Genomic DNA, 21,224 nt, shown 5'->3' on the forward strand with positions numbered 1-21,224 from the left:
TCTTTCTGGATCGTAATTATCCATGACCGCGCATAGATCGCGGTTAGCTGCGGCTTCCAGCGGAAACGATCCGGATGACGGGGCAAATCGAACGCCGCCTGCCGCGTTCGCGTTGACCGCGCGGTCCCCCCCAAACATCAGCCGGCGTTCCGGCCAAGGAGTATTTCCCCCATGCCGCCAGAACCGGCCCAGAGCTTCGCCGTGACTCTCCGGGTCAACGGCCAATCTTTCGAGACCGAGATCGACGCCCGCACCACGCTGCTGGATGCGCTGCGTGACCGGCTGCACCTGACCGGCACGAAGAAGGGCTGCGCGCTCGGCCAATGCGGTGCCTGCACCGTGCTGCTGGACGGCAAGCGCGTAGTCTCCTGCCTGATGCTGGCGGCGATGGCGGAGGGCCGCGAGGTGACGACGATCGAAGGGCTGGCGCGGGGCGACGAGTTGCATCCGGTGCAGGCCGCCTTCGTCGAGCACGACGCCTTCCAATGCGGCTACTGCACGCCGGGCCAGATCATGTCCGCGGTCGGCGCCATCCGCGAGGGCCGTGCCGGCTCGGATGACGAGATCCGCGAACAGCTCAGCGGCAATCTCTGCCGCTGCGGTGCCTATGCCAATATCGTCGCCGCGGTGCGCGACGCAGCAACGCGCGAGGCCTGAGCCATGCAGCCCTTTACCTATGCCCCCGTCGCCGATGCGGCGGGTGCCGCGGCCCGCGCGCTGCAAGGCGCCAGCTTCATCGCCGGCGGCACCGATATGCTGCAGCTCCTCCAGGAAGGCGTTGCGCAGCCTGCTGAACTCGCCGACATCAACCGCCTGCCGCTGCAGGGCATCACCGAGGATGCCGATGGCGCCATTCGCATCGGCGCCCTGACCCGCCTGCAAGACGCCGCCGACGATGCGCGGCTGCGCGAGGCCTTCCCGGTGGTGACGGAAGCGCTGGATCTCACCGCATCACCCATGGTGCGGCACATGGCGACGGTCGGCGGCAACCTGCTGCAGCGCACCCGCTGCCTCTACTTCCGTGACGTGAGCACGCCCTGCAACAAGCGCCTGCCCGGCAGCGGCTGCTCGGCGTTGGATGGCGAGAACCGCCACAACGCCATCCTCGGCGGCAGCGAGCATTGCATCGCGGTGCAGCCCTCCGATCTTCCGGTGGCGCTGATCTCCGTCGATGCCGAGGTGCAGATCCAGCATGCCGATGGCGCGGAACGCTGGGTGCCGGTGGAGGACTTCCATCGCCTGCCCGGCGATACGCCGCAGATCGAGACCGTGCTGCGTCAGGGCGATGTCATTCTTGGCCTCCGCATCCCGGCGCATGCGCGCGGCCGGCGCTCGCATTACGTGAAGGTGCGAGACCGGGCGAGCTTCTCCTGGGCGCTGGCCTCGGCCGCCGTGGCGCTGCGGCTGGACGAAGGCGGGCGGGTGACGGAGGCGCGCATCGCGGTGGGCGGCGTCGCCACCAAGCCCTGGCGCCTGCCGCGGGTGGAGCAGGAGCTTCTGGGCGTCCGCCTCGACCGCGACCGGGCCCGCCTGGCCGCGGTCTGGGCCGCGGAAGGCGCGGTGACGCGCAGCGGCAATGCCTTCAAGCAGCCGCTGCTGCAACGCACCGTCGAACGCGCCATCATCGAAGCCGGAGAGCTCGCATGAACGCCATCATCGGCCAACCGGTCAGCCGCGTGGACGGGCCCGCCAAGGTCACCGGCCACGCCACCTATGCCGCCGAATTCGACCTGCCGGGCCTGGTGCATGCGGCGATGGTCGTGGCGCCCATCCCGCGCGGCCATATCCGCAGCGTCGACACCGCGGCGGCCGAGCGCGCGCCCGGCGTGCTCGCCATCCTGACGCATGAGAATGCGCCGCGCCTGCCATACCACCAGATCCCGCAGCGGCCGCAGGTGGATGCGCAATCGGGCGAGCAGCTGCATGTGCTGCAGGATGCCGAGGTGCGCTTCAACGGCCAGCCCGTGGCGGTCGCGGTGGCGGAGACCCTGGAACAGGCGGTGCATGCCGCCGAGCTGGTGCGGATCGACTATGCCCGCACCCCGGCCCTGACCATCTTCGATCCTGCGCGCGGCCGCCCGCCGAGCGAGGGCAATGTGAAGGCCGGCCGCGTGCCGGAACTCGGCCGCGGCGAGGCCGAGGCGGCGCTGGCCGCGGCGCCAGTGCGGGTGGAGGCGCGCTATACCCATCCGCGCGAGCATCACAACGCGATCGAGCCACATGTGACGATCGCGCATTGGGAAGGCGAGCACCTCACCCTCTATGACAAGACCCAATGGGTGGACAACGACCGCAAGGAGATCGCGCATGTCTTCGGCATCCCCGAGGAGCGCATCCGCGTCGTCTCGCCCTTTGTCGGCGGTGCCTTCGGCTCGGCGCTCAGGACCTGGCCGCATGTGACGCTGGCGGCGATGGCGGCGCAGCGGGTCGGCCGGCCGGTGCGGCTGGAACTGACCCGGCGGCAGCTCTACACCTCGATCGGCTTCCGGCCGCATTCCGAGCAGCATGTCGCGCTCGGCGCCACCAAGGATGGCCGGCTCTCCGCGCTGAAGCATGAGGTGATCCAGCAGGTCGGTCGGTATGAGGAATATGCCGAGACGGTGCTCTCGCCGACCAGCCACCTCTATAGCTGCCCCAACCTGCTGGCCCGCTACCGGCTCGTGGAGATGGACACCAACTCGCCCTGCCCGATGCGGGCGCCGGGGGTGGTAACGGGCGTTCTCGGCCTCGAGATGGCGATGGACGAACTGGCGGTGGAACTGAACATCGACCCGCTGGAGCTGCGCTTACGCAACTACGCCGAGACCGATGAGCAGAAGGGCCTGCCCTGGTCGAGCAAGGAACTGCGCGCCTGCTATGCGACGGCGGCCGAGCGCTTCGGCTGGTCCCGCCGCCGGCCGGAGCCGCGCTCCATGCGGGAGGGCGACCAGCTGGTCGGCTATGGCATGGCGACGGCGATCTACCATTCGGACCGCAGCGCCGCCACGGCCTCCGTTGCGCTCACCGGCAATGGCGGGGCGGTGGTGCGCAGCGCCTCCTCCGATATGGGGCCGGGCACCTATACCTCGATGACGCAGGTGGCGGCCGAGACGCTGGGCCTGCCGTTGGAGCAGGTGCGGTTCGAGCTGGGCGACACCAACCTGCCCTATGCGCCGGTGCATGGCGGCTCCGTCACCATGGCGAGCCTTGGCAATGCCATCGTCGCCGCCTGCGGGGCGGCGCAGAAGAAGCTGGCCGACCTGGCGCGGGCGGCGCAGCAGGGGCCCTTCTCCGGCCTGCCGTCCGAGGCGGTGGCCTTCCACGGCGGCGGCCTGGCCCGCGCCGATGGCAGCGGGTCCGTCGTGCCCTATGCCGAGCTGCTGCGGCAGCACAATCTCGGCTGGCTGGAAGCCGAGGGCAGTGCCCAACCGGGCGAGGAGACGAAGAAATACTCCTCCGCCGCCTTCGGCGCCGTCTTCGTCGAGGTGCGGGTCGATGAGGCGCTGGGAACGGTGCGGGTGCCGCGCATCATCGGCGCCTATGATGTCGGCCGGGTCATCAACCCGAAGACGGCGCGCAGCCAGTGCATCGGCGGCATGGTCGGCGGGCTCGGCATGGCGCTGGAGGAGCGGGCGGACTGGGATGCCCGCTTCGGCCGGGTGATGAATGCGAACCTGGCCGAATACCTGGTGCCGGTGAATGCCGATATCGGCGTGACGGAGGCGATCTTCGTCCCGAATGACGACCGCAACTTCAACCCGCTCGGCGTGAAGGGCCTAGCGGAGGTGGCGATCTGCGGCGTGGCGCCGGCAATCGCCAATGCGGTCTGGCACGCAACCGGCCGGCGCATCCGCCAGCTGCCGATCACGCCGGATGTGCTGCTGTGAGCCTAGGATCGTTGGATGAGGCCGGAGGCTGAGGGCCGGCGAGGGATTTTTCGGCTTCGGAAGGAGGGCGGCGCCGCCGATGCTGGTTGCATCGGCAAGCCGACCGACGCACCGGGGGCGAAAAAGACCCGGCGGACTGACCCGATCGGCCTTGTCCAACGGGCCTCCGACCCCCAGCAGCGCCGGGCTCAGTTCTGCGGAGCGGAGCCCGGCTCGGCCATCTTGCGGTGCTGCTCCGCCAGCAGACCAGCCGGCACGACCGAGGCAATGGCTGTCTGCAGCTTGTTCTGCCAGCCGGTGACGACATCGCCGTCGCCGCGCATCATCGCGGCGAAGCCGGTCTTGGCCACATCGGCGGGATCGTCCTTCTTCGATTGGCCGACCTTGGTGTCTAGCATATCGGCCCGCTCGAAGAACTCGGTCTCGGTCGCGCCGGGCATCAGGCAGGTGACGGTAATGCCCTCGCCCTTCACCTCGTGCCGCAGCGCGAAGGAGAAGCTGTCGAGGAAGGATTTCGAGGCGTTGTAGACCGCCTGATAGGTGCCCGGGATGAAACCGGCGATGGAGCCGGTGATGAGGATCCGGCCCTCCCGCCGCAGCCGCATCTCGCGGCCGATCTTCTGGATCAGGTAGATCGTGCCGGTGATATTGGTGTCGACCACGTGCCGGACCGCGGCGAAATCCTGGTCGAGGAAGCCGTGGCCGAGGCCGCGCCCGGCATTGGCCAGCAGCGCCGCCACCGGCCGGCCGCCGATCTCGGCATGCAGCCGATCGACGCCCTCGGTCGTGGAGAGATCGACCTCGACTGCCGTGACCTGGGCGCCGAGGCCGCGCAGCGTATCGGCCGCCTGCTGGATCTGCGGCTCATCGGCGGCGATGACGAGGTCGAAGCCGCCCTCGGCGCAGCAGCGGGCAAGTTCGTAACCGATGCCGGTGGAGGCGCCGGTGACGACAGCCAGCGGCCGGGATTGGGTCTGGGACATGGATTACTCCTCGGTCAGCGCAGCAGCAGCGGGCCGGCGTCGAGCCGGATACGGAACAGGGAATAGGGTTTGCGCCGGAGGTCCTGGCCGCGCTGGTAGCGCGCCTGGCGGTGCAGCTGGTTGGCGGTGACATAGAGATACCCATCCGCCGCGACCGACATCGTATCCGGCCAGAGCAGGCGCGGGTCATGCGCCACCGTCTCCCAGCCACCATCGGGCTGGCGGCGGAGAATGGCATTGTGCTCATAGCTGGTGGCGTAGATCCGGCCCTGGTCGTCCGTCTCCAGCCCATCGGCGCCACCGCCCTTGTCGCCCTCATCCTGCACCGTCGCGGCGACGGCAGCATCGTCGAGCTTCCGGTCGGCCAGCGCATCGGTCGAGACGCTGTAGAGGCGGCGGGAGGCGAGCGGGCAGTAGAAGAGCCGCGTGCCGTCGCCGCCGAGGGCGATGCCATCCGCGCCCATGGTCACCGGCTTGGTCGCGCCATCGGGCTGGCGCTCCATCACGGGGCGGCCTTCGACGACAGGGAGGAAGCGCTCCGGCGGCTCGGCCTTGGTCGAGGGATGATCGTGCAGGCGACGCCAGCTCTCGCCCGAGGCAAGGTCGATGACGATGATGCCGTTGGGGCCCTTGTCGGCGCTGTCGGTGATGAAGGCCATGCCTTCGGCACCCCGACGGAGATCGAAGCGGACATCGTTCAGATAGGTGGTCGGCAGGGCCACATCCCGCGGGAAGAGGATGCTGCGCACCACGCGGTCGGTGGCGAGATCGATGCAGACCAGCTTCGGGCCGCCCAGCTCGGTCGGCTGGAACATCGGGCTGCCGGTATCGAGGATCCAGAGTCGGTCGGCGGGATCGACGACCACGCTCTGCACCGAGACGAGGGCGGCGGCGGGATCGTCGTCGCGCGTGCGGTTCGCTTCCTCATCCGGGAAGGCGACAGGGCGTCCATCCTTCAGCTCAGCAACGGTGAAGCGGACATCGTCGCCCCATTTGGGGAAGTTGACGAAGATGCGGCCCCGCTGGGAGACGGTGACGCCGGTCGGCATGGCGCCGTCGAAATTGGCAACGGTCTCAAGCTGACCCAGCGGCTCATCGGCCGGCTGGCGGGTCTCGGTGTCTGGCATAAAGGATATCCGGGCCTTGGGTGGCGACCCCGGGAGCAACCATCCTGGCGGCGATGGGTTCCGGCGAAGCCAGCCTGACGGCGAGAGGGAAAGCCAGATGTCCGCAACGAGCATGGCCGCGCCGATGCCGGTACGCCAGGTCGCCATCAACACGCCGGCGGCGCTGATCGCCGGGACGTTGCTGCTGCTGGGCGGCGGCGCCATCGCACAGAGCATCGGCGCGCGGCAGGCGGAGCTGTTCCTGCTCGGTGCGGCGCTGGGGCTGGTGCTGTATCATGCCGCCTTCGGCTTTACCTCGGCCTGGCGCGTCTTCATCGCCGACCGGCGCGGGGCGGGGCTGCGGGCGCAGATGGTGATGCTGGCCGTCGCCGTGCTGCTGTTCTTCCCGGTGCTGGCAGCGGGAAGCCTGTTCGGCCAGCCGGTGCAGGGCCTCGTGTCGCCGGTCGGCGTCTCGGTGATCTTCGGCGCCTTCCTCTTCGGCATCGGGATGCAGATGGGCGGGGGCTGCGCCTCGGGCACGCTCTATACGGTGGGCGGCGGTTCGGTGCGGATGCTGCTGACGCTGGCAGCCTTCATCGCCGGCTCGGCGCTGGGGGCGGCGCATCTGCATTGGTGGTCGGCACTGCCGCATCTGGCCCCGGTTTCGCTGGTCCAGGTCTGGGGGGTGGTGCCGGCGCTGGCCGTCAACCTTGCCGTCTTCGCCGGCATCGCCTGGCTGACCGTGGTGCTGGAGCGGCGGCGGCATGGGCGGCTGGTGACGCCGCCGGACGCGCCGCGGCATGGGCTGGCGCGGCTGCTGCGCGGGCCCTGGCCGCTGGTCGCCGGGGCTGTGGCGCTGGCGGTGCTCAACTTCGCCACGCTGGCGCTCTCGGGCCGGCCCTGGGGGATCACCGCGGCCTTCGCCCTCTGGGGCTCGAAGGCGGCGGCGCTGATCGGGCTCGACCCGGCAAGCTGGCCCTATTGGCAGGCGCCGGGGCCGCGGGCGGCGCTGGAGGGAAGCGTGCTCCGCGACGTCACCTCGGTGATGGATTTCGGCATCATCCTCGGGGCGTTGCTGGCCTCGGCCCTGGCGGGGCGGTTTTCGCCGGGCTGGCGGGTGCCCTGGCGTTCGGCGCTGGCGGCGGTGGTCGGCGGGGTGATGTTGGGCTATGGGGCGCGGCTGGCCTATGGCTGCAATATCGGCGCCTATTTCTCCGGCATCGCCTCGGGCAGCCTGCATGGCTGGGTCTGGATGGTGGCAGCCTTCTTCGGCAACTGGCTCGGCACCGGGATCAGGCCGCTGTTTGGCCTGGAGGTGGAGCGGCTGCCGCGGCAGACCGGGTGCTGACCCGATAATCCACTTTCGTTTGGGGCGCGGTTGGCGCATCGTTCGGCTGTGACGACGACCCAAACGCTCGCAGAACTTTCGGATCGGCAGCAGGCCATCCTGAGCCTGGCCCGCGGGGCCGGGCGCGTCGGGGTGGAGGCGCTGGCGGCGCGGTTCGGAGTCAGCCCGCAGACCATCCGCAAGGATCTCAACCTGCTGCGCGATCTCGGCCTGCTGGCGCGGCAGCATGGCGGGGCGATGCTGGCCTCGGGCGTCGCCAATGCCTCCTATGAGGCGCGGCGGGCGCTGGCGCATGAGGAGAAGCGGCGGATCGCGGAGCGCTGCGCGGCGCTGATCCCGGACGGCTCCTCCCTCTTCATCAATATCGGTACCACGACCGAGGAGGTGGCGCGGGCCCTGGCGCGGCACCGCGACCTGTTGGTCGTCACCAACAACATCCATGTCGTCTCCATCCTGCTGCCGAGCCCGGGGGTGGAGGTGGTGGTGGCCGGCGGCCCGGTGCGGCGGAGCGATGGCGGCATCGCCGGGGAGGCGACGGTCGATCTCGTTTCGGAATTCAAGCTGGATTTCGCGGTGATGGGCGCCTCCGCCCTCGATGAGGATGGCAGCCTGTTGGATTACGATTACCGGGAGGTGCGGGTCTCACGTGCCATTCTCGGCAATGCGCGGCAACCGATCCTGGTGGCGGATGCCGGGAAATTCGCCCGCACGGCGCCGATCCGCATCGGCCATGTGCGCCAGCTCCATACCGTGGTGACGGACCAGCCGCCGCCGCCGCGCTTCGCCGCCGCCTGCCGGGAAGCGGGGACACGGATCGAGGTCGCGGGGGAAAGCGAAACTCGGTGAGGCGCGGATAGGGCGCGGATTTTTCGCTTGCGCTTTCGGTTTGGCTGGGAAAGCATCGCCGCACAGTCCAGGGAAGGTCGCGTGGCAGCAATGGGCAACAGCCAGCTCCGGGATCTCCTCGTCATCGGCGGGGGCGTGAATGGCTGCGGCATCGCGCGCGATGCAGTGGGACGGGGCCTCAACGTCACCCTGGCCGAAAAGGGCGATCTGGCGGGTGCGACCTCCTCCTCCTCGACCAAGCTGATCCATGGCGGCTTGCGCTACCTGGAATACCGGGAATTCCGCCTGGTGCGGGAAGCGCTGATCGAGCGCGAGGTGCTGCTGCGGGCGGCGCCGCATATCGTCTGGCCGCTGCGCTTCGTGCTGCCGCATTCGGCGGGGCAGCGGCCCTGGCCGATCCTTCGGCTCGGCCTCTTCCTCTATGACCATCTCGGCGGGCGGCGCATCCTGCCGCCGACCCGGAGCGTCAATCTGCGGCAGGACCCGGCGGGCGCGCCGCTGAAGCCGCATCTGAACCGGGGCTTTGAATATTCCGATTGCTGGGTGGAGGATGCGCGGCTCGTTGTCCTGAATGCGCGGGATGCGGCGGATCGCGGCGCCACCATCCTGACCCGGACGCGCGTGGCCTCGGCCCGGCGCGAAGGTGGGATCTGGCACGCCACCCTGCGCGATGAGGATAGTGGCGCGGTGCAGGAGGTGCGGGCGCGGGCGCTGGTGAATGCGGCGGGGCCCTGGGTGGGGGCGGTGCTCGGCGGCGTCGCGGGCGTCAATACGCCGGCGCGCGTCAGGATGGTGAAGGGCAGCCATATCGTCACCCGCCGCCTCTATGACCACGACCGCTGCTACATCTTCCAGAATCCGGATGGACGGATCTGCTTCTCGATCCCCTATGAGGAAGACTTCATGCTCATCGGCACGACCGATGAGGAATTCGAGGGCGATCCGGCGACGGCCAAGATCTCCGAGGCGGAGACCGCCTATCTTTGCCGCGCGGTCAGCGAGTATTTCCGCCAGCCCGTGACGCCCGCCGATGTGGTCTGGAGCTATTCCGGCGTCCGCCCGCTCTATGACGACGGTGCCAGCCGGGCGCAGGAGGCGACGCGGGACTATGTGCTGAAGCTGGATGCAGGGGCGGACGAGGCGCCGCTGCTCAGCGTCTTCGGCGGCAAGATCACCACCTATCGCCGGCTCGCCGAGGCGGCGATGGCGAAACTGGCGCCGCATTTCCCGGGGCTGAAGCCGGGTTGGACGAATGCCGCCTCGCTGCCAGGGGGCGACTTCCCTTGGGACGGGGCGCCGGCCTTGGTTGAGGCGTTGCGGCGCGACTATCCCTTCATTGAGGCCAAGCTGGCGCGGCGGCTCGTCCGGCAATACGGCACGCGGGCCGTGCGGGTGCTGGGGGATGCGCGGGGCATGGTCGATCTCGGCCAGCATTTCGGCGCCGGGCTGACGGCGCGCGAGGTGGACTGGCAGATGCGCGAGGAATGGGCCCGCGCGTCGGCCGATGTACTGTGGCGCCGCAGCAAGCTCGGGCTCCGCATCGACCAGGCGGGGCAGGCGGCGCTGGCGGAATACATGGCCGCGGCGCAGGCTGGGTCCGGGAGGGCGGCGGAATGACGGTGCGAGCGGACGGGCTGGCGCTGTCCGCGGGCGGGCAGGCGGTGCTGCATCCGGTGACGCTGGAATTGCAGCCGGGCCTGCCCAATGTGTTGCTGGGCCCGACCGGCGCGGGCAAGACCACGCTGCTGCGGCTGCTGGCCGGGCTCGATCGGCCGAGCGCAGGGCGGCTCTTCGCCGAGGGGCGGGAAGTGACGGGCCAGCCGGTGCGGCGGCGCAGCGTCGCCATGGTCTATCAGCAGTTCATCAACTACCCGACGCTCTCGGTTTTCGAGAATATTGCCTCGCCACTGCGCGTGGCGGGGCTCAAGCGGGTGGAGATCGAGGGGCGGGTGAAGGAAGCCGCCCGGCTGCTGCGGCTGGAGCCCTATCTGGCGCGGCGGCCGCTCGAGCTCTCCGGCGGGCAGCAGCAGCGGACGGCGATCGCGCGGGCCCTGGTGAAGCGCGCGGCGCTGGTGCTGATGGATGAACCGCTGGCCAATCTCGACTACAAGCTGCGCGAGGAGTTGCGCGAAGAACTGCCGAAGCTCTTCGCCGAGAGCGGCTCGGTCTTCGTCTATGCGACGACGGAGCCGGCCGAGGCGCTGCTGCTCGGCGGCTCCGTCGCCACGCTGTCCGAGGGGCGCGTCACGCAATTCGGCCAGGCGGGGGAGGTCTTCCGCAGGCCGGCCGATCTCGCCACGGCGCGCGTCTTCTCCGACCCGCCGTTGAACGAGGCGCCGGCCCGCAGCGAGGGCGGGCGGCTGGTGCTCGCCTCCGGCGCGGTGCTGCCGGCGCCGGTCGCCGGTCTGCCGGAGGGGGACTGCACCATCGGAATCCGGGCGCATCAGCTCTCGCTGGAGCCGTTGCCGGGCGCCGTCGCGCTGCCGGCCGAGGTGCGGGTCGCCGAGGTGACGGGCTCGGAGAGCTATGTGCATCTCTCAGTCGGCGGGCTGGACTGGGTGGTGCTGGCGCCCGGCGTCCGGCGGCCGGAGCCCGGGCAGGCGGTGACGGTCTGGCTCGACCCGCAGCGCTGCCTCGTCTTCGGCGCGGATGGCCGGCTCGCCGCCGTCGCTGCCCTGGCGGAGGCCGCCTGATGGCCCGCATCGCCTTCGAGCATCTGGCGCATCTCTATCCCGGCAGCAGCGCACATGCGCTGAAGCCGATGGATATGGTCTGGGAGGATGCCGGCGCCTATGCGCTGCTCGGGCCCTCCGGCTGCGGCAAGACGACGCTGCTGAATATCGTCTCCGGCCTGTTACGGCCGAGCGAGGGGCGGGTGCTCTTCGACGGGCGGGACGTGACGGCGCTGCCGACCGAGCGGCGCAACGTGGCGCAGGTGTTCCAATTCCCCGTGGTCTACGACACGATGACGGTACGGGAGAACCTGGCTTTCCCCCTGCGCAACCGCGGCGTGCCCGCGGCGGCGGCCAGGGCGCGGGTCGAGCATGTGGCGGGACTGCTCGGGCTGAGCGCGATGCTCGACCGGCGGGCGCGCAATCTTGGCGCCGACGACAAGCAGAAGATCTCGCTCGGCCGGGGCCTGGTGCGCGACGATGTCGCCGCCATCCTCTTCGACGAGCCGCTGACGGTGATCGACCCGCATCTGAAATGGGAGTTGCGCTCGCGGCTGAAGGAGCTGCATCGCCAGGTGCCGGTGACGATGATCTATGTCACCCATGACCAGACCGAGGCACTAACCTTCGCCGACCGGGTCGTCGTCATGTCGGAAGGCGAGGTGGTGCAGGTCGGCACGCCGGAGGCGCTGTTCGACCGGCCGGCGCATACTTTCGTCGGGCATTTCATCGGCAGCCCGGGGATGAACCTGCTGCCCTGCGCGGTGGAGGGCGATGCCGCCATCCTGCCGGGCGGCCACCGGATCGGGCTGCCGCGGGCCTATCCGCGGCTCTCGGGCAGGCTGGAGCTCGGCATCCGGCCGGAATTCGCCGCCCTCGCCCGGGACGGGCTGCCGGTGACGCTGCGGCGCATCGAGGATCTCGGGCGCCGGCGCATCGCGCGGGTGGAGCTGGAGGGGATGCCCTTCGCCGCCACCCTGCCGGAGGGCATGGCGGTGCCGGCCGAGCCGCGCCTCGCCCTCGACCCTGCGCGCCTGCATGTCTATGCCGATGGCCGCCTGGCGGCCGGGGAGGGCTGAGCGATGGCCAAGCCGCTCGACAACCGCGCCTGGTTCCTGGTGCTGCCGGTGGTGGCGCTGGTGGCCTTTTCCGCCCTCATCCCGGTGATGACGGTGGTGAACTACTCGGTGCAGGACAGCTTCGGGAACAACGAGTTCTTCTGGAACGGCACGGGCTGGTTCAAGGAGTTGCTCGATCCCTCGACCGATCTCGGCGGGCGCTTCTTTGATGCGCTCTGGCGCACGCTGCTGTTCAGCGCGATCTGCCTGTTGATCGAGGTGCCGCTCGGCATCGGCGTCGCGCTGACCCTGCCGCGCCGGGGCTGGGGCGTCGCCGCCTCGCTGGTGCTGCTGGCGCTGCCGCTGCTGATCCCATGGAACGTGGTCGGCACGATCTGGCAGGTCTTCGCCCGGCGCGATATCGGCCTGCTGGGCGCGGCGGTGAACGGGCTCGGCATCGAGTACAACTATGCGCAGACGCCGCTGGCGGCCTGGGTGACCGTGGTCGCCATGGATGTGTGGCACTGGACCTCGCTGGTGGTGCTGCTCTGCTATGCCGGGCTGCGCGCCATCCCCGACGCCTACTACCAGGCTGCCAAGGTGGATGGCGCCAGTTCCTGGGCGGTGTTCCGCGCCATCCAACTGCCGAAGATGCAGCGGGTGCTGACCATCGCCATCCTGCTGCGCTTCATGGACAGCTTCATGATCTATACCGAGCCCTTCGTGGTGACGGGTGGCGGGCCAGGGAATGCCACGACCTTCCTCTCGATCGACCTGGTGAAGATCGCGCTCGGCCAGTTCGACCTCGGCAAGGCGGCGGCGATGTCCATCGTCTACAACCTGATCGTGCTGACGGTCTGCTGGGTCTTCTTCGCTACCACGACCCGCAGCCAGAGCGAGGCGGTGCAGTGAGCGGCGCGACCCTGGCCCCGGCCGCCCTTGCCGAGACGCGCGCCCCGGCCGAGAGCGGCGCGCTGCGCGCCGCGGTGCCGCGGGTGGTGCTGGTGCTCTACATCCTGTTCCTGCTCGTGCCGATCTACTGGCTCGTGAACATGAGCCTGAAGACCAATCTCGAGATCAACTCGGGGATGACGCTCTGGCCGCAGAACCCGACGCTGGAGCACTACCGGCGCATCTTCACCGATGCCTCCTGGTACAGCGGCTATATCAACAGCCTGACCTATGTGGCCCTGAACACGGTGATCTCGCTCGCCGTCGCGTTGCCGGCGGCCTATGCCTTCAGCCGCTACCGCTTCCTCGGCGACAAGCATCTGTTCTTCTGGCTGCTCTCCAACCGGATGGCGCCGCCGGCGGTCTTCGCGCTGCCCTTCTTCCAGCTCTACAGCGCGGTTGGGCTGTTCGACACGCCCTGGGCGGTGGCGCTGGCGCATTGCCTGTTCAACATCCCCCTCGCGGTCTGGATCCTCGAGGGTTTCATGTCCGGCGTGCCGCGCGAGATCGACGAGATGGCGGCGATCGATGGCTGGTCCTTCCCGGCCTTCTTCATCCGCCACTTCCTGCCGCTGGTCGCCGGCGGCGTCGGCGTCGCAGCCTTCTTCTGCTTCATGTTTTCCTGGGTGGAGCTGCTGCTGGCCCGGACGCTGACCACGGTGAACGCGAAGCCCATCGTCGCCACCATGACGCGCACGGTCTCGGCGGCAGGGATGGATTGGGGCCTGCTCTCGGCGGCGGGCGTGCTGACCATTATCCCGGGCGCCATCGTCATCTGGTTCGTCCGCAACCACATCGCGCGCGGCTTCGCGCTGGGGCGGGTGTGATGGCGCTCTCCTGGATGGCCTGGACCTGGCAGACGGCGCTGTTCTTCGGCCTTCTGTTCTGCGTGCTGGCGGTGATGACCCTGCTCGCCGCGCTGCGGCCGGAGCGGGACCGCATCGGTATGCTCGGCCTGCCGACGACACGCGGGGACCGGCTGTTCCTGACGCTGCTCGGCGCCGCTTTCATCCATCTCGGCTGGCTGGCGCTGGCCGGAGAGGCGCCGCTCTGGGGCGCCAGCTTCGTATCGCTCGCCTATGGGGCGATCATGTTCCGCTGGGCCTGAACCACGAGGGCCGGCCGGAAGGCCGGATCTGAGGAGGAGGAAACGCCAATGAATGCCATGACACCGATGGGCCGCCGGAAATGGCTGCTCGGCAGCGCCGCGGTCCTCGCCGCGCCGGTGCTGCTCCGGCCGAGCCATTCCGTCGCCCAGGGCGTGGATGCCGCGCGGCGCTGGGTCGCCGAGGAATTCCAGCCCTCCACGCTCTCGCAAGAGCAGCAGATGCAGGAGATGGAGTGGTTCGCCCGCGCCGCGCAGCCCTTCCGGGGACAGGAGATCAATGTAGTATCGGAGACGATCACCACCCATGAATATGAGGCGCGGACCCTGGCGCGCGCCTTCTCCGAGATCACCGGGATCCGCCTGAAGCACGACCTGCTGCAGGAAGGCGATGTGGTGGAGAAGCTGCAGACCCAGATGCAGTCGGGCCGCAACGTCTATGACGCCTGGGTGAATGACAGCGACCTGATCGGCACGCATTTCCGCTACCAGCAGGCGGTGCCGCTCTCCGACTGGATGACGGGCGAGGGCAAGGACCAGACCCTGCCGACCCTCGACCTCGAGGATTTCATCGGCCGCAGCTTCGGCACCGGGCCCGATGGCAAGCTCTATCAGCTCCCCGACCAGCAATTCGCCAATGTCTACTGGTTCCGCTACGACTGGTTCAACCGCCCGGCCATCAAAGAGGCCTTCAAGCGGCAATTCGGCTACGACCTCGGCGTGCCGGTGAACTGGTCTGCCTATGAGGACATCGCCGAGTTCTTCACCAATACGGTGAAGGAGGTCGATGGGGTCAAGGTCTATGGCCATATGGACTATGGCAAGAAGGACCCCTCGCTCGGCTGGCGCTTCACCGATGCCTGGCTCTCCATGGCCGGCAATGGCGACCGCGGCATCCCGAACGGCAAGCCGGTCGATGAATGGGGTATCCGCATGGAAGGCTGCCGCCCGACCGGCTCCTCCATCGAACGCGGTGGCGACACCAATGGGCCGGCGGCGGTCTACTCGATCACCAAGTATATCGAGTGGCTGAAGAAATATGCCCCGCCCGAGGCGGCGGGCATGACCTTCTCCGAGAGCGGGCCGGTGCCGGCGCAGGGCAATATCGCCCAGCAGATCTTCTGGTACACCGCCTTCACCGCCGATATGGTGAAGCCCGGCCTGCCGGTGGTGAATGCCGATGGCACGCCGAAATGGCGCATGGCGCCCTCACCGAAGGGCGCCTATTGGAAGGAGGGGATGAAGCTCGGCTACCAGGATGCCGGTTCCTGGACCCTGCTGAAATCCACCCCGGTGGATCGCCGCCGCGCCGCCTGGCTTTATGCGCAGTTCTGCGTCGCCAAATCGACCAGCCTGAAGAAGAGCCATGTCGGCCTCACCTTCATCCGTGAGAGCGATATCTGGCATCAGTCCTTCACCGACCGCGCCAAGCAGCTCGGCGGGCTGATCGAGTTCTACCGCTCCCCAGCGCGGGTGCAGTGGACGCCGACAGGGGTGAACATTCCTGACTATCCGCGCCTGGCGCAGCTCTGGTGGCAGAATATCGGCGATGCCTCCTCGGGCGCGAAGACGCCGCAGGCGGCGATGGATTCGCTGGCGGCGGCGCAGGACAGCGTGCTGGAGCGCTTGCAGCGCGCCAATGTGCAGGGCGAGTGCGGTCCGCGGCTCAACCCGCGCACCAATGCCGAGCATTGGTACGAGCAGGCGCAAAAGGACGGCAATATCGCGCCGCAGCGGAAGCTGGCGAATGAGAAGCCGCAGGGTGAGACGGTCGATTACGACAAGCTCATCCAGAGCTGGCCCGCCAACCCGCCGCGCCGCGGCTGATCCGAAGGGTGGGGGCTTCGGCTCCCACCCCCCACTCGACAGAGGTTCTGCCCATGCCCGCCGAAGGCCATATCCTCGCCCTCGACCAGGGCACCACCTCGACCCGCGCGATCATCTTCCGCATGCCCGACCTCATGCCGGTCGCCTCGGCGCAGCAGGAGTTCGCGCAGCACTATCCACAATCCGGCTGGGTGGAGCATGAGGCGGAGGATCTCTGGGAGACCTCGCTGGCGGTGATGCGGGAGGCGATCGGCAAGGCGGGGCTGGAACCCGCGCAGATCGCCGGCATCGGCATTGCCAACCAGCGGGAGACGACGCTGGTCTGGGACCGGCGCACCGGCCGGCCGATCCATCGCGCCATCGTCTGGCAGGACCGGCGGACGGCCGCCACCTGCGCCGGGCTGCGCGAGGCGGCGCATGCGCCGGCCGTCGCCGCCACGACCGGGCTGCTGATCGATCCCTATTTCTCGGCGACCAAGATCGCCTGGATGCTGGATGCCGTCCCCGGCGCCCGCGATGCGGCGGAGCGGGGCGAGCTGGCCTTCGGCACCGTCGATACCTTCCTGCTCTGGCGCCTGACGGCGGGGCGGGTGCATGCGACGGATGCGACCAATGCCGCCCGCACCATGCTCTTCGACATCCGCACCGGCGCCTGGGACCCGGCGATGGGCGAGCTGTTCCGCGTGCCGATGGGGATGCTGCCGGAGGTGCGGGATTGCGCCGCCGCATTCGGCAGCACCACGGTGCTGGGCGCTGCCATCCCCGTGCTCGGCATCGCCGGGGACCAGCAGGCGGCGACGGTGGGGCAGGCCTGCTTCCAGCCGGGCATGATGAAATCCACCTATGGCACGGGCTGTTTCGCCCTGCTCAACACCGGCGATGCGCCCGTCGCCTCCCGCCACCGGCTGCTGACCACCATCGCCTATCAGCTCGGCGGCAAGCGGACCTATGCGCTGGAAGGCGCGATCTTCGTCGCCGGCGCCGCGGTGCAGTGGCTGCGCGACGGGCTCGGCATCATCAAGGACGCGGCCGAAAGCGGCGCGCTGGCGGCGCAATCCGATCCGGCCGGGCGGCTCTTCCTGGTGCCGGCCTTCGTCGGCCTCGGCGTGCCGCATTGGGATGCGGAGGCGCGGGGGACGATCCATGGCCTCACCCGCGCCTCGGGCCGGGCCGATTTCGCGCGGGCGGCGCTGGAGAGTGTTGGCTACCAGACGCGCGACCTGTTGGAGGCGATGCAGGCTGATCTGGGCGCCGGGACCGGGGCGGTGCTGCGGGTGGATGGCGGCATGGTCGCCTCCGACTGGACGATGCAATTCCTGGCGGACATCCTGGGCGCCCCGGTGGACCGGCCCACCATCCGGGAGACGACGGCGCTGGGTGCTGCCTATCTCGCCGGGCTGCAGGCCGGGCTCTGCCCGGAGCCGGTGGAATTCGCCGCCCACTGGCAGCTGGAGCGGCGCTTCACCCCGGCGATGGCCGAGCCCGAGCGAGCGGCCGCCTATGCCGGCTGGCGGCGGGCGGTGCAGCGGACCCTCTCCGACCCCGGCTGAGGGCAGGCATCCGGGGCCCGGGCTGCCGCGTTACCGGCCTGCCATGACCCTGCGCCTCCTCCCCCTGCTCGCCCTGTCGCTGCTCGCCGCCTGCGCGAGCGGCACCACCGAGGAATTCGATCGCCGGATTGCGACCTATATCGGCCGTCCGGAAGCGGATGTGGTCGGCAATCTCGGCGTGCCGAGCCGGACCTATGACGGGGACGGGCGGCGCCTGCTGCAATACGACATCTTCCGACCCTCCTCCTCGCCCGCCATCATCCCGGGCATCGGCCTCGGCTTCGGCGGACCCGGCTTCGGGATCGGCACCGGGCTCGGCTTCGGCTTCGGCGGCCAGCCGGATACCTGCCAGCTCGTCTTCGAATCCCGCGAGGGGCGGATCACCAGCTTTAACCGCCAGGGCCGGGGTTGCGTCGCCACCGCGGCCTGAGAGGTCGTTGCGCGGGCTCCAGCGGGTTCCTACCCTGCCTGCCCTGAAGCCGGGGGAGGAGCATGCAGGCGGGCCATCCCATCCTGATCACCGGCGGCGGCATCGGCGGCCTGGCCACGGCGCTCGGCCTGGCGCGCCGGGGCTTCCGCAGCATCGTGCTGGAGAAGGCGGCCCGCTTCGGTGAGATCGGCGCCGGCATCCAGCTCGGCCCCAATGCCTTCCATGCCTTCGACCATCTCGGGGTCGGCGACACCGCCCGCGCCATGGCCGTCTATATCGACCAGCTGCGGCTGATGGATGCGATGGGCGGCGAGGAGATCACCCATATCGATCTCGGCGAGGGCTTCCGCCGGCGCTTCGGCAACCCCTACGCGGTGATTCATCGCGGCGACCTGCACGGCGTCTTCCTGCGCGCCTGCCAGGACAGCCCGCTGGTCGAGCTGCGCACCGCGAGCGCAGTGGCAGGCTATGAGCAGGATGGCGCCACCGTCACCGCCCTGCTGGCCGGGGGTGGGCGCATTGCCGGCGCGGCGCTGATCGGCGCCGACGGGCTCTGGTCCCGCATTCGGGCGCAGCTGGTGGGCGACGGCCCGCCGCGCGTCTCCGGCCACACCACCTATCGCAGCGTCATCCCGACCGAGCGGATGCCGGAGGCGCTGCGCTGGAATGCGGCGACGCTCTGGGCCGGGCCGAAATGCCATATCGTCCACTACCCGCTTTCGGGCTGGGCGCTGTTCAACCTGGTCGTCACCACCCACAACGACGCGCTGGAGCCGGTGGCGGGCCAGCCGGCCAGCCTTGGGGAGGTGATGCGCGGCTTCGGGCATATCCATCCGCGGGCGCAGGGCATCATCCGCCAGGGCACCGACTGGAAGCTCTGGGTGCTCTGCGACCGCGAGCCAGTGGAGCGCTGGGTGGATGGCCGCGTCGCGCTGCTCGGCGATGCGGCGCATCCGATGCTGCAATACATGGCCCAGGGCGCCTGCATGGCGATGGAGGATGCGGTCTGCCTGGCGGAGATGCTGGCGGCGCATCCCGGCCGGATCGAGGCGGGGCTGGGGGCCTATCGCGGGCGGCGGCTGCTGCGGACCGCGCGGGTGCAGCTGCAATCCCGCGCCATCGGCGAGCATGTCTACCACCCAGCCGGGCCGCATGCGCTGCTGCGCAACGCCATCATGTCCGCCCGCAGCTCCGAGGAGTGGTACGAGGTGATGGCCTGGCTCTATGGCGGCAGCGGGCTTTCAGGCGGGTAGCAGAACGACCCCGGCGGGCGGTTTCGTCGCCTTGGGCTTTCCCCTAGCCTCGCCGTCAAGACGATCCGAGGAACGCCATGGCCCGCTTCCGGCGGCTGCCCGACCCCGAAGCCGCGGCCGCCCCGGGCGTGATCCCGGCCCCCTTGCCGCCCATGCCCTGGGCGCTGCTGGCGGCCTGCTGCTTCGGCATGTTCGCCGCCTCTTCCTCCGGCACCACCCGGGCGCCCTTCCTGATCGAGATGGCTCGGGACCTGGACACCAGCCTGCCGCTGGTCGGCAACCTCATGGCACTGACCTCGGTGGCCTGGGGCATCGCCTCGGTGCTGGCGGGAGCCTGGTCGGACCGCTGGGGGCGAAGGCCATTCCTCGCGGGCGGGCCGGTGGCGCTGGCGCTCTGCATGCTCGGCGTGGCCGGCGCCGGCTCCTATGTCTGGGTCGCGGTCTGGGCGACGCTCGGCGGCGGCTGTTCCGGCGCATTCACCGGCGTGCTGATGGCCGAGGCCTCGGCGCGGGTGGTGGACCGGCAGCGGGGGCGGGCGCTGGGCTGGGTGATGGCCGGGCAATCGCTGACCCTGTTGGTCGGCGTGCCGCTGGCCGCCTGGATCGGCGCCTGGGTCGGCTGGCGCGGCGTGCATCAGGTCGTGGCTGGCATCGCCGTGCTGGCGGCACTGTCCCTGGTGCTGACGACCCTGCGCCCGGTGCCGGTGGCGCCCGGCCCCCGTCCGCCCCGCACCGGCACCCGCGCTGCCCTGACCGGGCCGGTGCTGCGGCTGCTGGCCATGGGGGTGGCGGAGCGCATCTGCTACGGGCTGATCGCGGTCTATTTCGCCACCTTCCTGCAATCCACCTATGGGCTGAGCCTCGCGGGGGTGGCGGTGCCGCTGGCGGTCTTCGCCGCCGGCAGCATCCTCGGCACCATCCTTGGTGGACAGCTGGCCGACCGGCTGCCGGACCGACGGCTGACTTTCGCCGGCGCCATGATCGGTGCCGCCGGGCTGGCGGTGGTGCTGTTCGGCTGGACGCCGGGGCTCGGCACCTCGGTCGCGCTTGGCTTCGCCTATGTCTTCGTCAATGCCATCGCCCGGCCGAGCCTGATGGCGGCGCTGGCCAATGTGCCGGAGGAGCATCGCGGCACGGTGCTCGGCCTCAACGTCACTTCGGCCAGCATCGGCTGGCTGGGCGCCGCCTCGCTCGGCGGCTGGATGATGGCGGGCTGGGGCTTCGGCGGCTTCGGGCCGCTGGCGGCCGGGATCGGGCTGCTGGGGGCGGTGCTGGCGCTGACAGGGCGGCAGAACCGCGGCGTCTGAGCGGCGCTTTTCGTCCTATGGCCCATCCTGCCCCGATCCGTGTGAACCGTGCGCCCGTGCTGACCCTCTGGGCCACGGTGGTGGCGGAGCGGCTCGGCCATCCGCCGGACACCGCGCTCAGCCTCGGCAGCGCCGTCGCCGGCACCGCGGCGCGGGCCAAGGCGCGGCGGCTGGGGCTGGCGGAGGAGCATCCGCATGCCGAGGGCGGGGCAGCGCGGCCGCGCCGGACCACAAGGCTGCTCGGGCGGGACATCCCTCTGGCCCATGACAAGGATGGGGTGGAGCTGGCCAATGCCGGCGGCCATGCCGCGCCGGCGGCCCCGGTCGCCGCTTATCTCGCCCGCGCCTTCGGGCCGCGCCTGGCGGAGGCCCGGGCGGCGATGGAGGCGCTGGCCGCCGGGCTGGAGCCCGAGGAGCTGAACCGCATCGGCTTCCGTCTCTATGAGGCCTTCCGGCCGGAGGTGCCGGAGGATGTCCGCGGCTGGGGCGCCAAGGGGGAGCTGCGGCTGGAGAGGATCGCCGCCGCGGCTGGCTGAAGGCGATCGCGCCTCCGCAACGGCATCTGTCATCAGGCTGAAAAAAATCCGCAGTTAGGGCTTGTGGCGGCCGGCGCGAGGCGCTATTTCCGCGCTCCGCCGTAAGGTGGCCTTGTAAGTTGGTCCGAGTAATCGGAGGCAAGGGTTGGTAGTTATGAAGACCAGCCTTTGTATTCGTCGAAAGCGGACCGGCCGAAAGGAAGATAAAAAAAAGGTCTTGAAGGTCGCGCCGCAGTGCGCTACATGATGGGCCACCGGACGATGCCGAGCCTGACGGTTTGAGCTTCTGACGGTTTGCTCATTGATATTTGCATCTGGTTTTCTGGAAGTTTTGATGGCTTTGTCGTTGTTTGGCGCGGTTGCGTTGGATGGCTGATGGGGTTTCA

General features: G+C 69.7%; 19 protein-coding genes. 17 read left to right on the forward strand and 2 right to left on the reverse strand.

Translation table 11 applies throughout. The features are described from left to right. Window positions 1–171 precede the first annotated feature (171 nt). Genes JMJ55_RS18045 through JMJ55_RS18055 form a run of 3 tightly spaced genes read left to right on the forward strand, consistent with a single transcriptional unit; the run spans window position 172 to window position 3,866 of the window. Window positions 172–657 carry a (2Fe-2S)-binding protein gene (locus tag JMJ55_RS18045; RefSeq protein ID WP_202826969.1) on the forward strand — a complete coding sequence of 162 codons (486 nt, stop codon included), beginning with the start codon at window positions 172–174 and terminating at the stop codon, window positions 655–657. Between the two features lie 3 nt (window positions 658–660). Continuing rightward, window positions 661–1,647 (forward strand): FAD binding domain-containing protein, encoded by a 987-nt coding sequence (locus JMJ55_RS18050; protein WP_202826970.1) that lies wholly within the window; start codon window positions 661–663, stop codon window positions 1,645–1,647. Further along, window positions 1,644–3,866, forward strand: a complete 2,223-nt coding sequence (locus JMJ55_RS18055) for a xanthine dehydrogenase family protein molybdopterin-binding subunit (RefSeq protein ID WP_202826971.1) — start codon at window positions 1,644–1,646, stop codon at window positions 3,864–3,866. Before JMJ55_RS18050 ends, JMJ55_RS18055 begins: the two co-directional genes overlap by 4 nt. A 188-nt stretch (window positions 3,867–4,054) precedes the next feature. On the opposite strand, the gene JMJ55_RS18060 is transcribed toward JMJ55_RS18055, so the two are convergent. Together JMJ55_RS18060 and JMJ55_RS18065 are read right to left on the reverse strand one after the other, a co-directional pair. Beyond that, window positions 4,055–4,849 carry an SDR family NAD(P)-dependent oxidoreductase gene (locus JMJ55_RS18060; protein ID WP_202826972.1) on the reverse strand — a complete coding sequence of 265 codons (795 nt, stop codon included), beginning with the start codon at window positions 4,847–4,849 and terminating at the stop codon, window positions 4,055–4,057. A gap of 14 nt (window positions 4,850–4,863) precedes the next feature. Further along, the gene (locus JMJ55_RS18065) at window positions 4,864–5,976 is read right to left on the reverse strand and encodes an L-dopachrome tautomerase-related protein (protein ID WP_202826973.1); all 1,113 of its coding nucleotides are present in this window, start codon (window positions 5,974–5,976) and stop codon (window positions 4,864–4,866) included. Between the two features lie 97 nt (window positions 5,977–6,073). Between JMJ55_RS18065 and JMJ55_RS18070 the strand changes: the two genes are divergently transcribed. From JMJ55_RS18070 to JMJ55_RS18135, 14 genes are all read left to right on the forward strand, one after another. Next, window positions 6,074–7,303, forward strand: a complete 1,230-nt coding sequence (locus JMJ55_RS18070) for a YeeE/YedE family protein (protein WP_202826974.1) — start codon at window positions 6,074–6,076, stop codon at window positions 7,301–7,303. 48 nt (window positions 7,304–7,351) lie between these two features. Continuing rightward, window positions 7,352–8,149 (forward strand): DeoR/GlpR family DNA-binding transcription regulator, encoded by a 798-nt coding sequence (locus JMJ55_RS18075; protein WP_202826975.1) that lies wholly within the window; start codon window positions 7,352–7,354, stop codon window positions 8,147–8,149. 90 nt (window positions 8,150–8,239) lie between these two features. Next, window positions 8,240–9,766: a glycerol-3-phosphate dehydrogenase gene (glpD, locus tag JMJ55_RS18080; RefSeq protein WP_202827006.1), complete on the forward strand. Its 1,527-nt coding sequence runs from the start codon at window positions 8,240–8,242 to the stop codon at window positions 9,764–9,766. Continuing rightward, window positions 9,763–10,842: an ABC transporter ATP-binding protein gene (locus tag JMJ55_RS18085; protein WP_202826976.1), complete on the forward strand. Its 1,080-nt coding sequence runs from the start codon at window positions 9,763–9,765 to the stop codon at window positions 10,840–10,842. Before glpD ends, JMJ55_RS18085 begins: the two co-directional genes overlap by 4 nt. Continuing rightward, window positions 10,842–11,900 (forward strand): ABC transporter ATP-binding protein, encoded by a 1,059-nt coding sequence (locus JMJ55_RS18090; RefSeq protein WP_202826977.1) that lies wholly within the window; start codon window positions 10,842–10,844, stop codon window positions 11,898–11,900. Before JMJ55_RS18085 ends, JMJ55_RS18090 begins: the two co-directional genes overlap by 1 nt. A gap of 3 nt (window positions 11,901–11,903) precedes the next feature. Next, window positions 11,904–12,791 carry a carbohydrate ABC transporter permease gene (locus JMJ55_RS18095; RefSeq protein ID WP_202826978.1) on the forward strand — a complete coding sequence of 296 codons (888 nt, stop codon included), beginning with the start codon at window positions 11,904–11,906 and terminating at the stop codon, window positions 12,789–12,791. Beyond that, window positions 12,788–13,657, forward strand: a complete 870-nt coding sequence (locus tag JMJ55_RS18100; protein ID WP_456237079.1) for a carbohydrate ABC transporter permease — start codon at window positions 12,788–12,790, stop codon at window positions 13,655–13,657. The genes JMJ55_RS18095 and JMJ55_RS18100 overlap by 4 nt, the downstream gene beginning before the upstream one ends. Then, the gene (locus JMJ55_RS18105) at window positions 13,657–13,938 is read left to right on the forward strand and encodes a DUF2160 domain-containing protein (RefSeq protein ID WP_202826979.1); all 282 of its coding nucleotides are present in this window, start codon (window positions 13,657–13,659) and stop codon (window positions 13,936–13,938) included. Before JMJ55_RS18100 ends, JMJ55_RS18105 begins: the two co-directional genes overlap by 1 nt. A gap of 48 nt (window positions 13,939–13,986) precedes the next feature. Beyond that, window positions 13,987–15,762, forward strand: a complete 1,776-nt coding sequence (locus JMJ55_RS18110) for an ABC transporter substrate-binding protein (RefSeq protein WP_236033806.1) — start codon at window positions 13,987–13,989, stop codon at window positions 15,760–15,762. A 53-nt stretch (window positions 15,763–15,815) separates the two neighbouring features. Next, complete coding sequence (glpK, locus tag JMJ55_RS18115) at window positions 15,816–17,312, forward strand: glycerol kinase GlpK (RefSeq protein ID WP_202826980.1); 1,497 nt, start codon at window positions 15,816–15,818, stop codon at window positions 17,310–17,312. Between the two features lie 43 nt (window positions 17,313–17,355). Next, the gene (locus tag JMJ55_RS18120) at window positions 17,356–17,742 is read left to right on the forward strand and encodes a hypothetical protein (protein ID WP_202826981.1); all 387 of its coding nucleotides are present in this window, start codon (window positions 17,356–17,358) and stop codon (window positions 17,740–17,742) included. 62 nt (window positions 17,743–17,804) lie between these two features. Further along, a complete protein-coding gene (locus tag JMJ55_RS18125) occupies window positions 17,805–18,995 on the forward strand; it encodes a 3-hydroxybenzoate 6-monooxygenase (protein WP_202826982.1) in 1,191 nt (396 codons plus the stop codon). Window positions 18,996–19,072: 77 nt separating this feature from the next. Continuing rightward, window positions 19,073–20,302 carry an MFS transporter gene (locus JMJ55_RS18130; RefSeq protein WP_202826983.1) on the forward strand — a complete coding sequence of 410 codons (1,230 nt, stop codon included), beginning with the start codon at window positions 19,073–19,075 and terminating at the stop codon, window positions 20,300–20,302. Between the two features lie 17 nt (window positions 20,303–20,319). Then, window positions 20,320–20,838, forward strand: a complete 519-nt coding sequence (locus JMJ55_RS18135) for a hypothetical protein (RefSeq protein WP_202826984.1) — start codon at window positions 20,320–20,322, stop codon at window positions 20,836–20,838. Window positions 20,839–21,224 lie beyond the last annotated feature (386 nt).

Origin of the sequence: Belnapia mucosa (assembly GCF_016775475.1) — a bacterium.
GTDB classification, from domain to species: domain Bacteria; phylum Pseudomonadota; class Alphaproteobacteria; order Acetobacterales; family Acetobacteraceae; genus Belnapia; species Belnapia mucosa.

Bases quoted from the DNA above. Each gene is read 5' to 3' on its own strand.
- JMJ55_RS18045 (WP_202826969.1), top strand. From the start codon at position 172: ATGCCGCCAGAACCGGCCCAGAGCTTCGCCGTGACTCTCCGGGTCAAC.
- JMJ55_RS18050 (WP_202826970.1), top strand. From the start codon at position 661: ATGCAGCCCTTTACCTATGCCCCCGTCGCCGATGCGGCGGGTGCCGCG.
- JMJ55_RS18055 (WP_202826971.1), top strand. From the start codon at position 1,644: ATGAACGCCATCATCGGCCAACCGGTCAGCCGCGTGGACGGGCCCGCC.
- JMJ55_RS18060 (WP_202826972.1), bottom strand. From the start codon at position 4,849: ATGTCCCAGACCCAATCCCGGCCGCTGGCTGTCGTCACCGGCGCCTCC.
- JMJ55_RS18065 (WP_202826973.1), bottom strand. From the start codon at position 5,976: ATGCCAGACACCGAGACCCGCCAGCCGGCCGATGAGCCGCTGGGTCAG.
- JMJ55_RS18070 (WP_202826974.1), top strand. From the start codon at position 6,074: ATGTCCGCAACGAGCATGGCCGCGCCGATGCCGGTACGCCAGGTCGCC.
- glpD (WP_202827006.1), top strand. From the start codon at position 8,240: ATGGGCAACAGCCAGCTCCGGGATCTCCTCGTCATCGGCGGGGGCGTG.
- JMJ55_RS18085 (WP_202826976.1), top strand. From the start codon at position 9,763: ATGACGGTGCGAGCGGACGGGCTGGCGCTGTCCGCGGGCGGGCAGGCG.
- JMJ55_RS18090 (WP_202826977.1), top strand. From the start codon at position 10,842: ATGGCCCGCATCGCCTTCGAGCATCTGGCGCATCTCTATCCCGGCAGC.
- JMJ55_RS18095 (WP_202826978.1), top strand. From the start codon at position 11,904: ATGGCCAAGCCGCTCGACAACCGCGCCTGGTTCCTGGTGCTGCCGGTG.
- JMJ55_RS18105 (WP_202826979.1), top strand. From the start codon at position 13,657: ATGGCGCTCTCCTGGATGGCCTGGACCTGGCAGACGGCGCTGTTCTTC.
- JMJ55_RS18110 (WP_236033806.1), top strand. From the start codon at position 13,987: ATGAATGCCATGACACCGATGGGCCGCCGGAAATGGCTGCTCGGCAGC.
- glpK (WP_202826980.1), top strand. From the start codon at position 15,816: ATGCCCGCCGAAGGCCATATCCTCGCCCTCGACCAGGGCACCACCTCG.
- JMJ55_RS18120 (WP_202826981.1), top strand. From the start codon at position 17,356: ATGACCCTGCGCCTCCTCCCCCTGCTCGCCCTGTCGCTGCTCGCCGCC.
- JMJ55_RS18125 (WP_202826982.1), top strand. From the start codon at position 17,805: ATGCAGGCGGGCCATCCCATCCTGATCACCGGCGGCGGCATCGGCGGC.
- JMJ55_RS18130 (WP_202826983.1), top strand. From the start codon at position 19,073: ATGGCCCGCTTCCGGCGGCTGCCCGACCCCGAAGCCGCGGCCGCCCCG.
- JMJ55_RS18135 (WP_202826984.1), top strand. From the start codon at position 20,320: ATGGCCCATCCTGCCCCGATCCGTGTGAACCGTGCGCCCGTGCTGACC.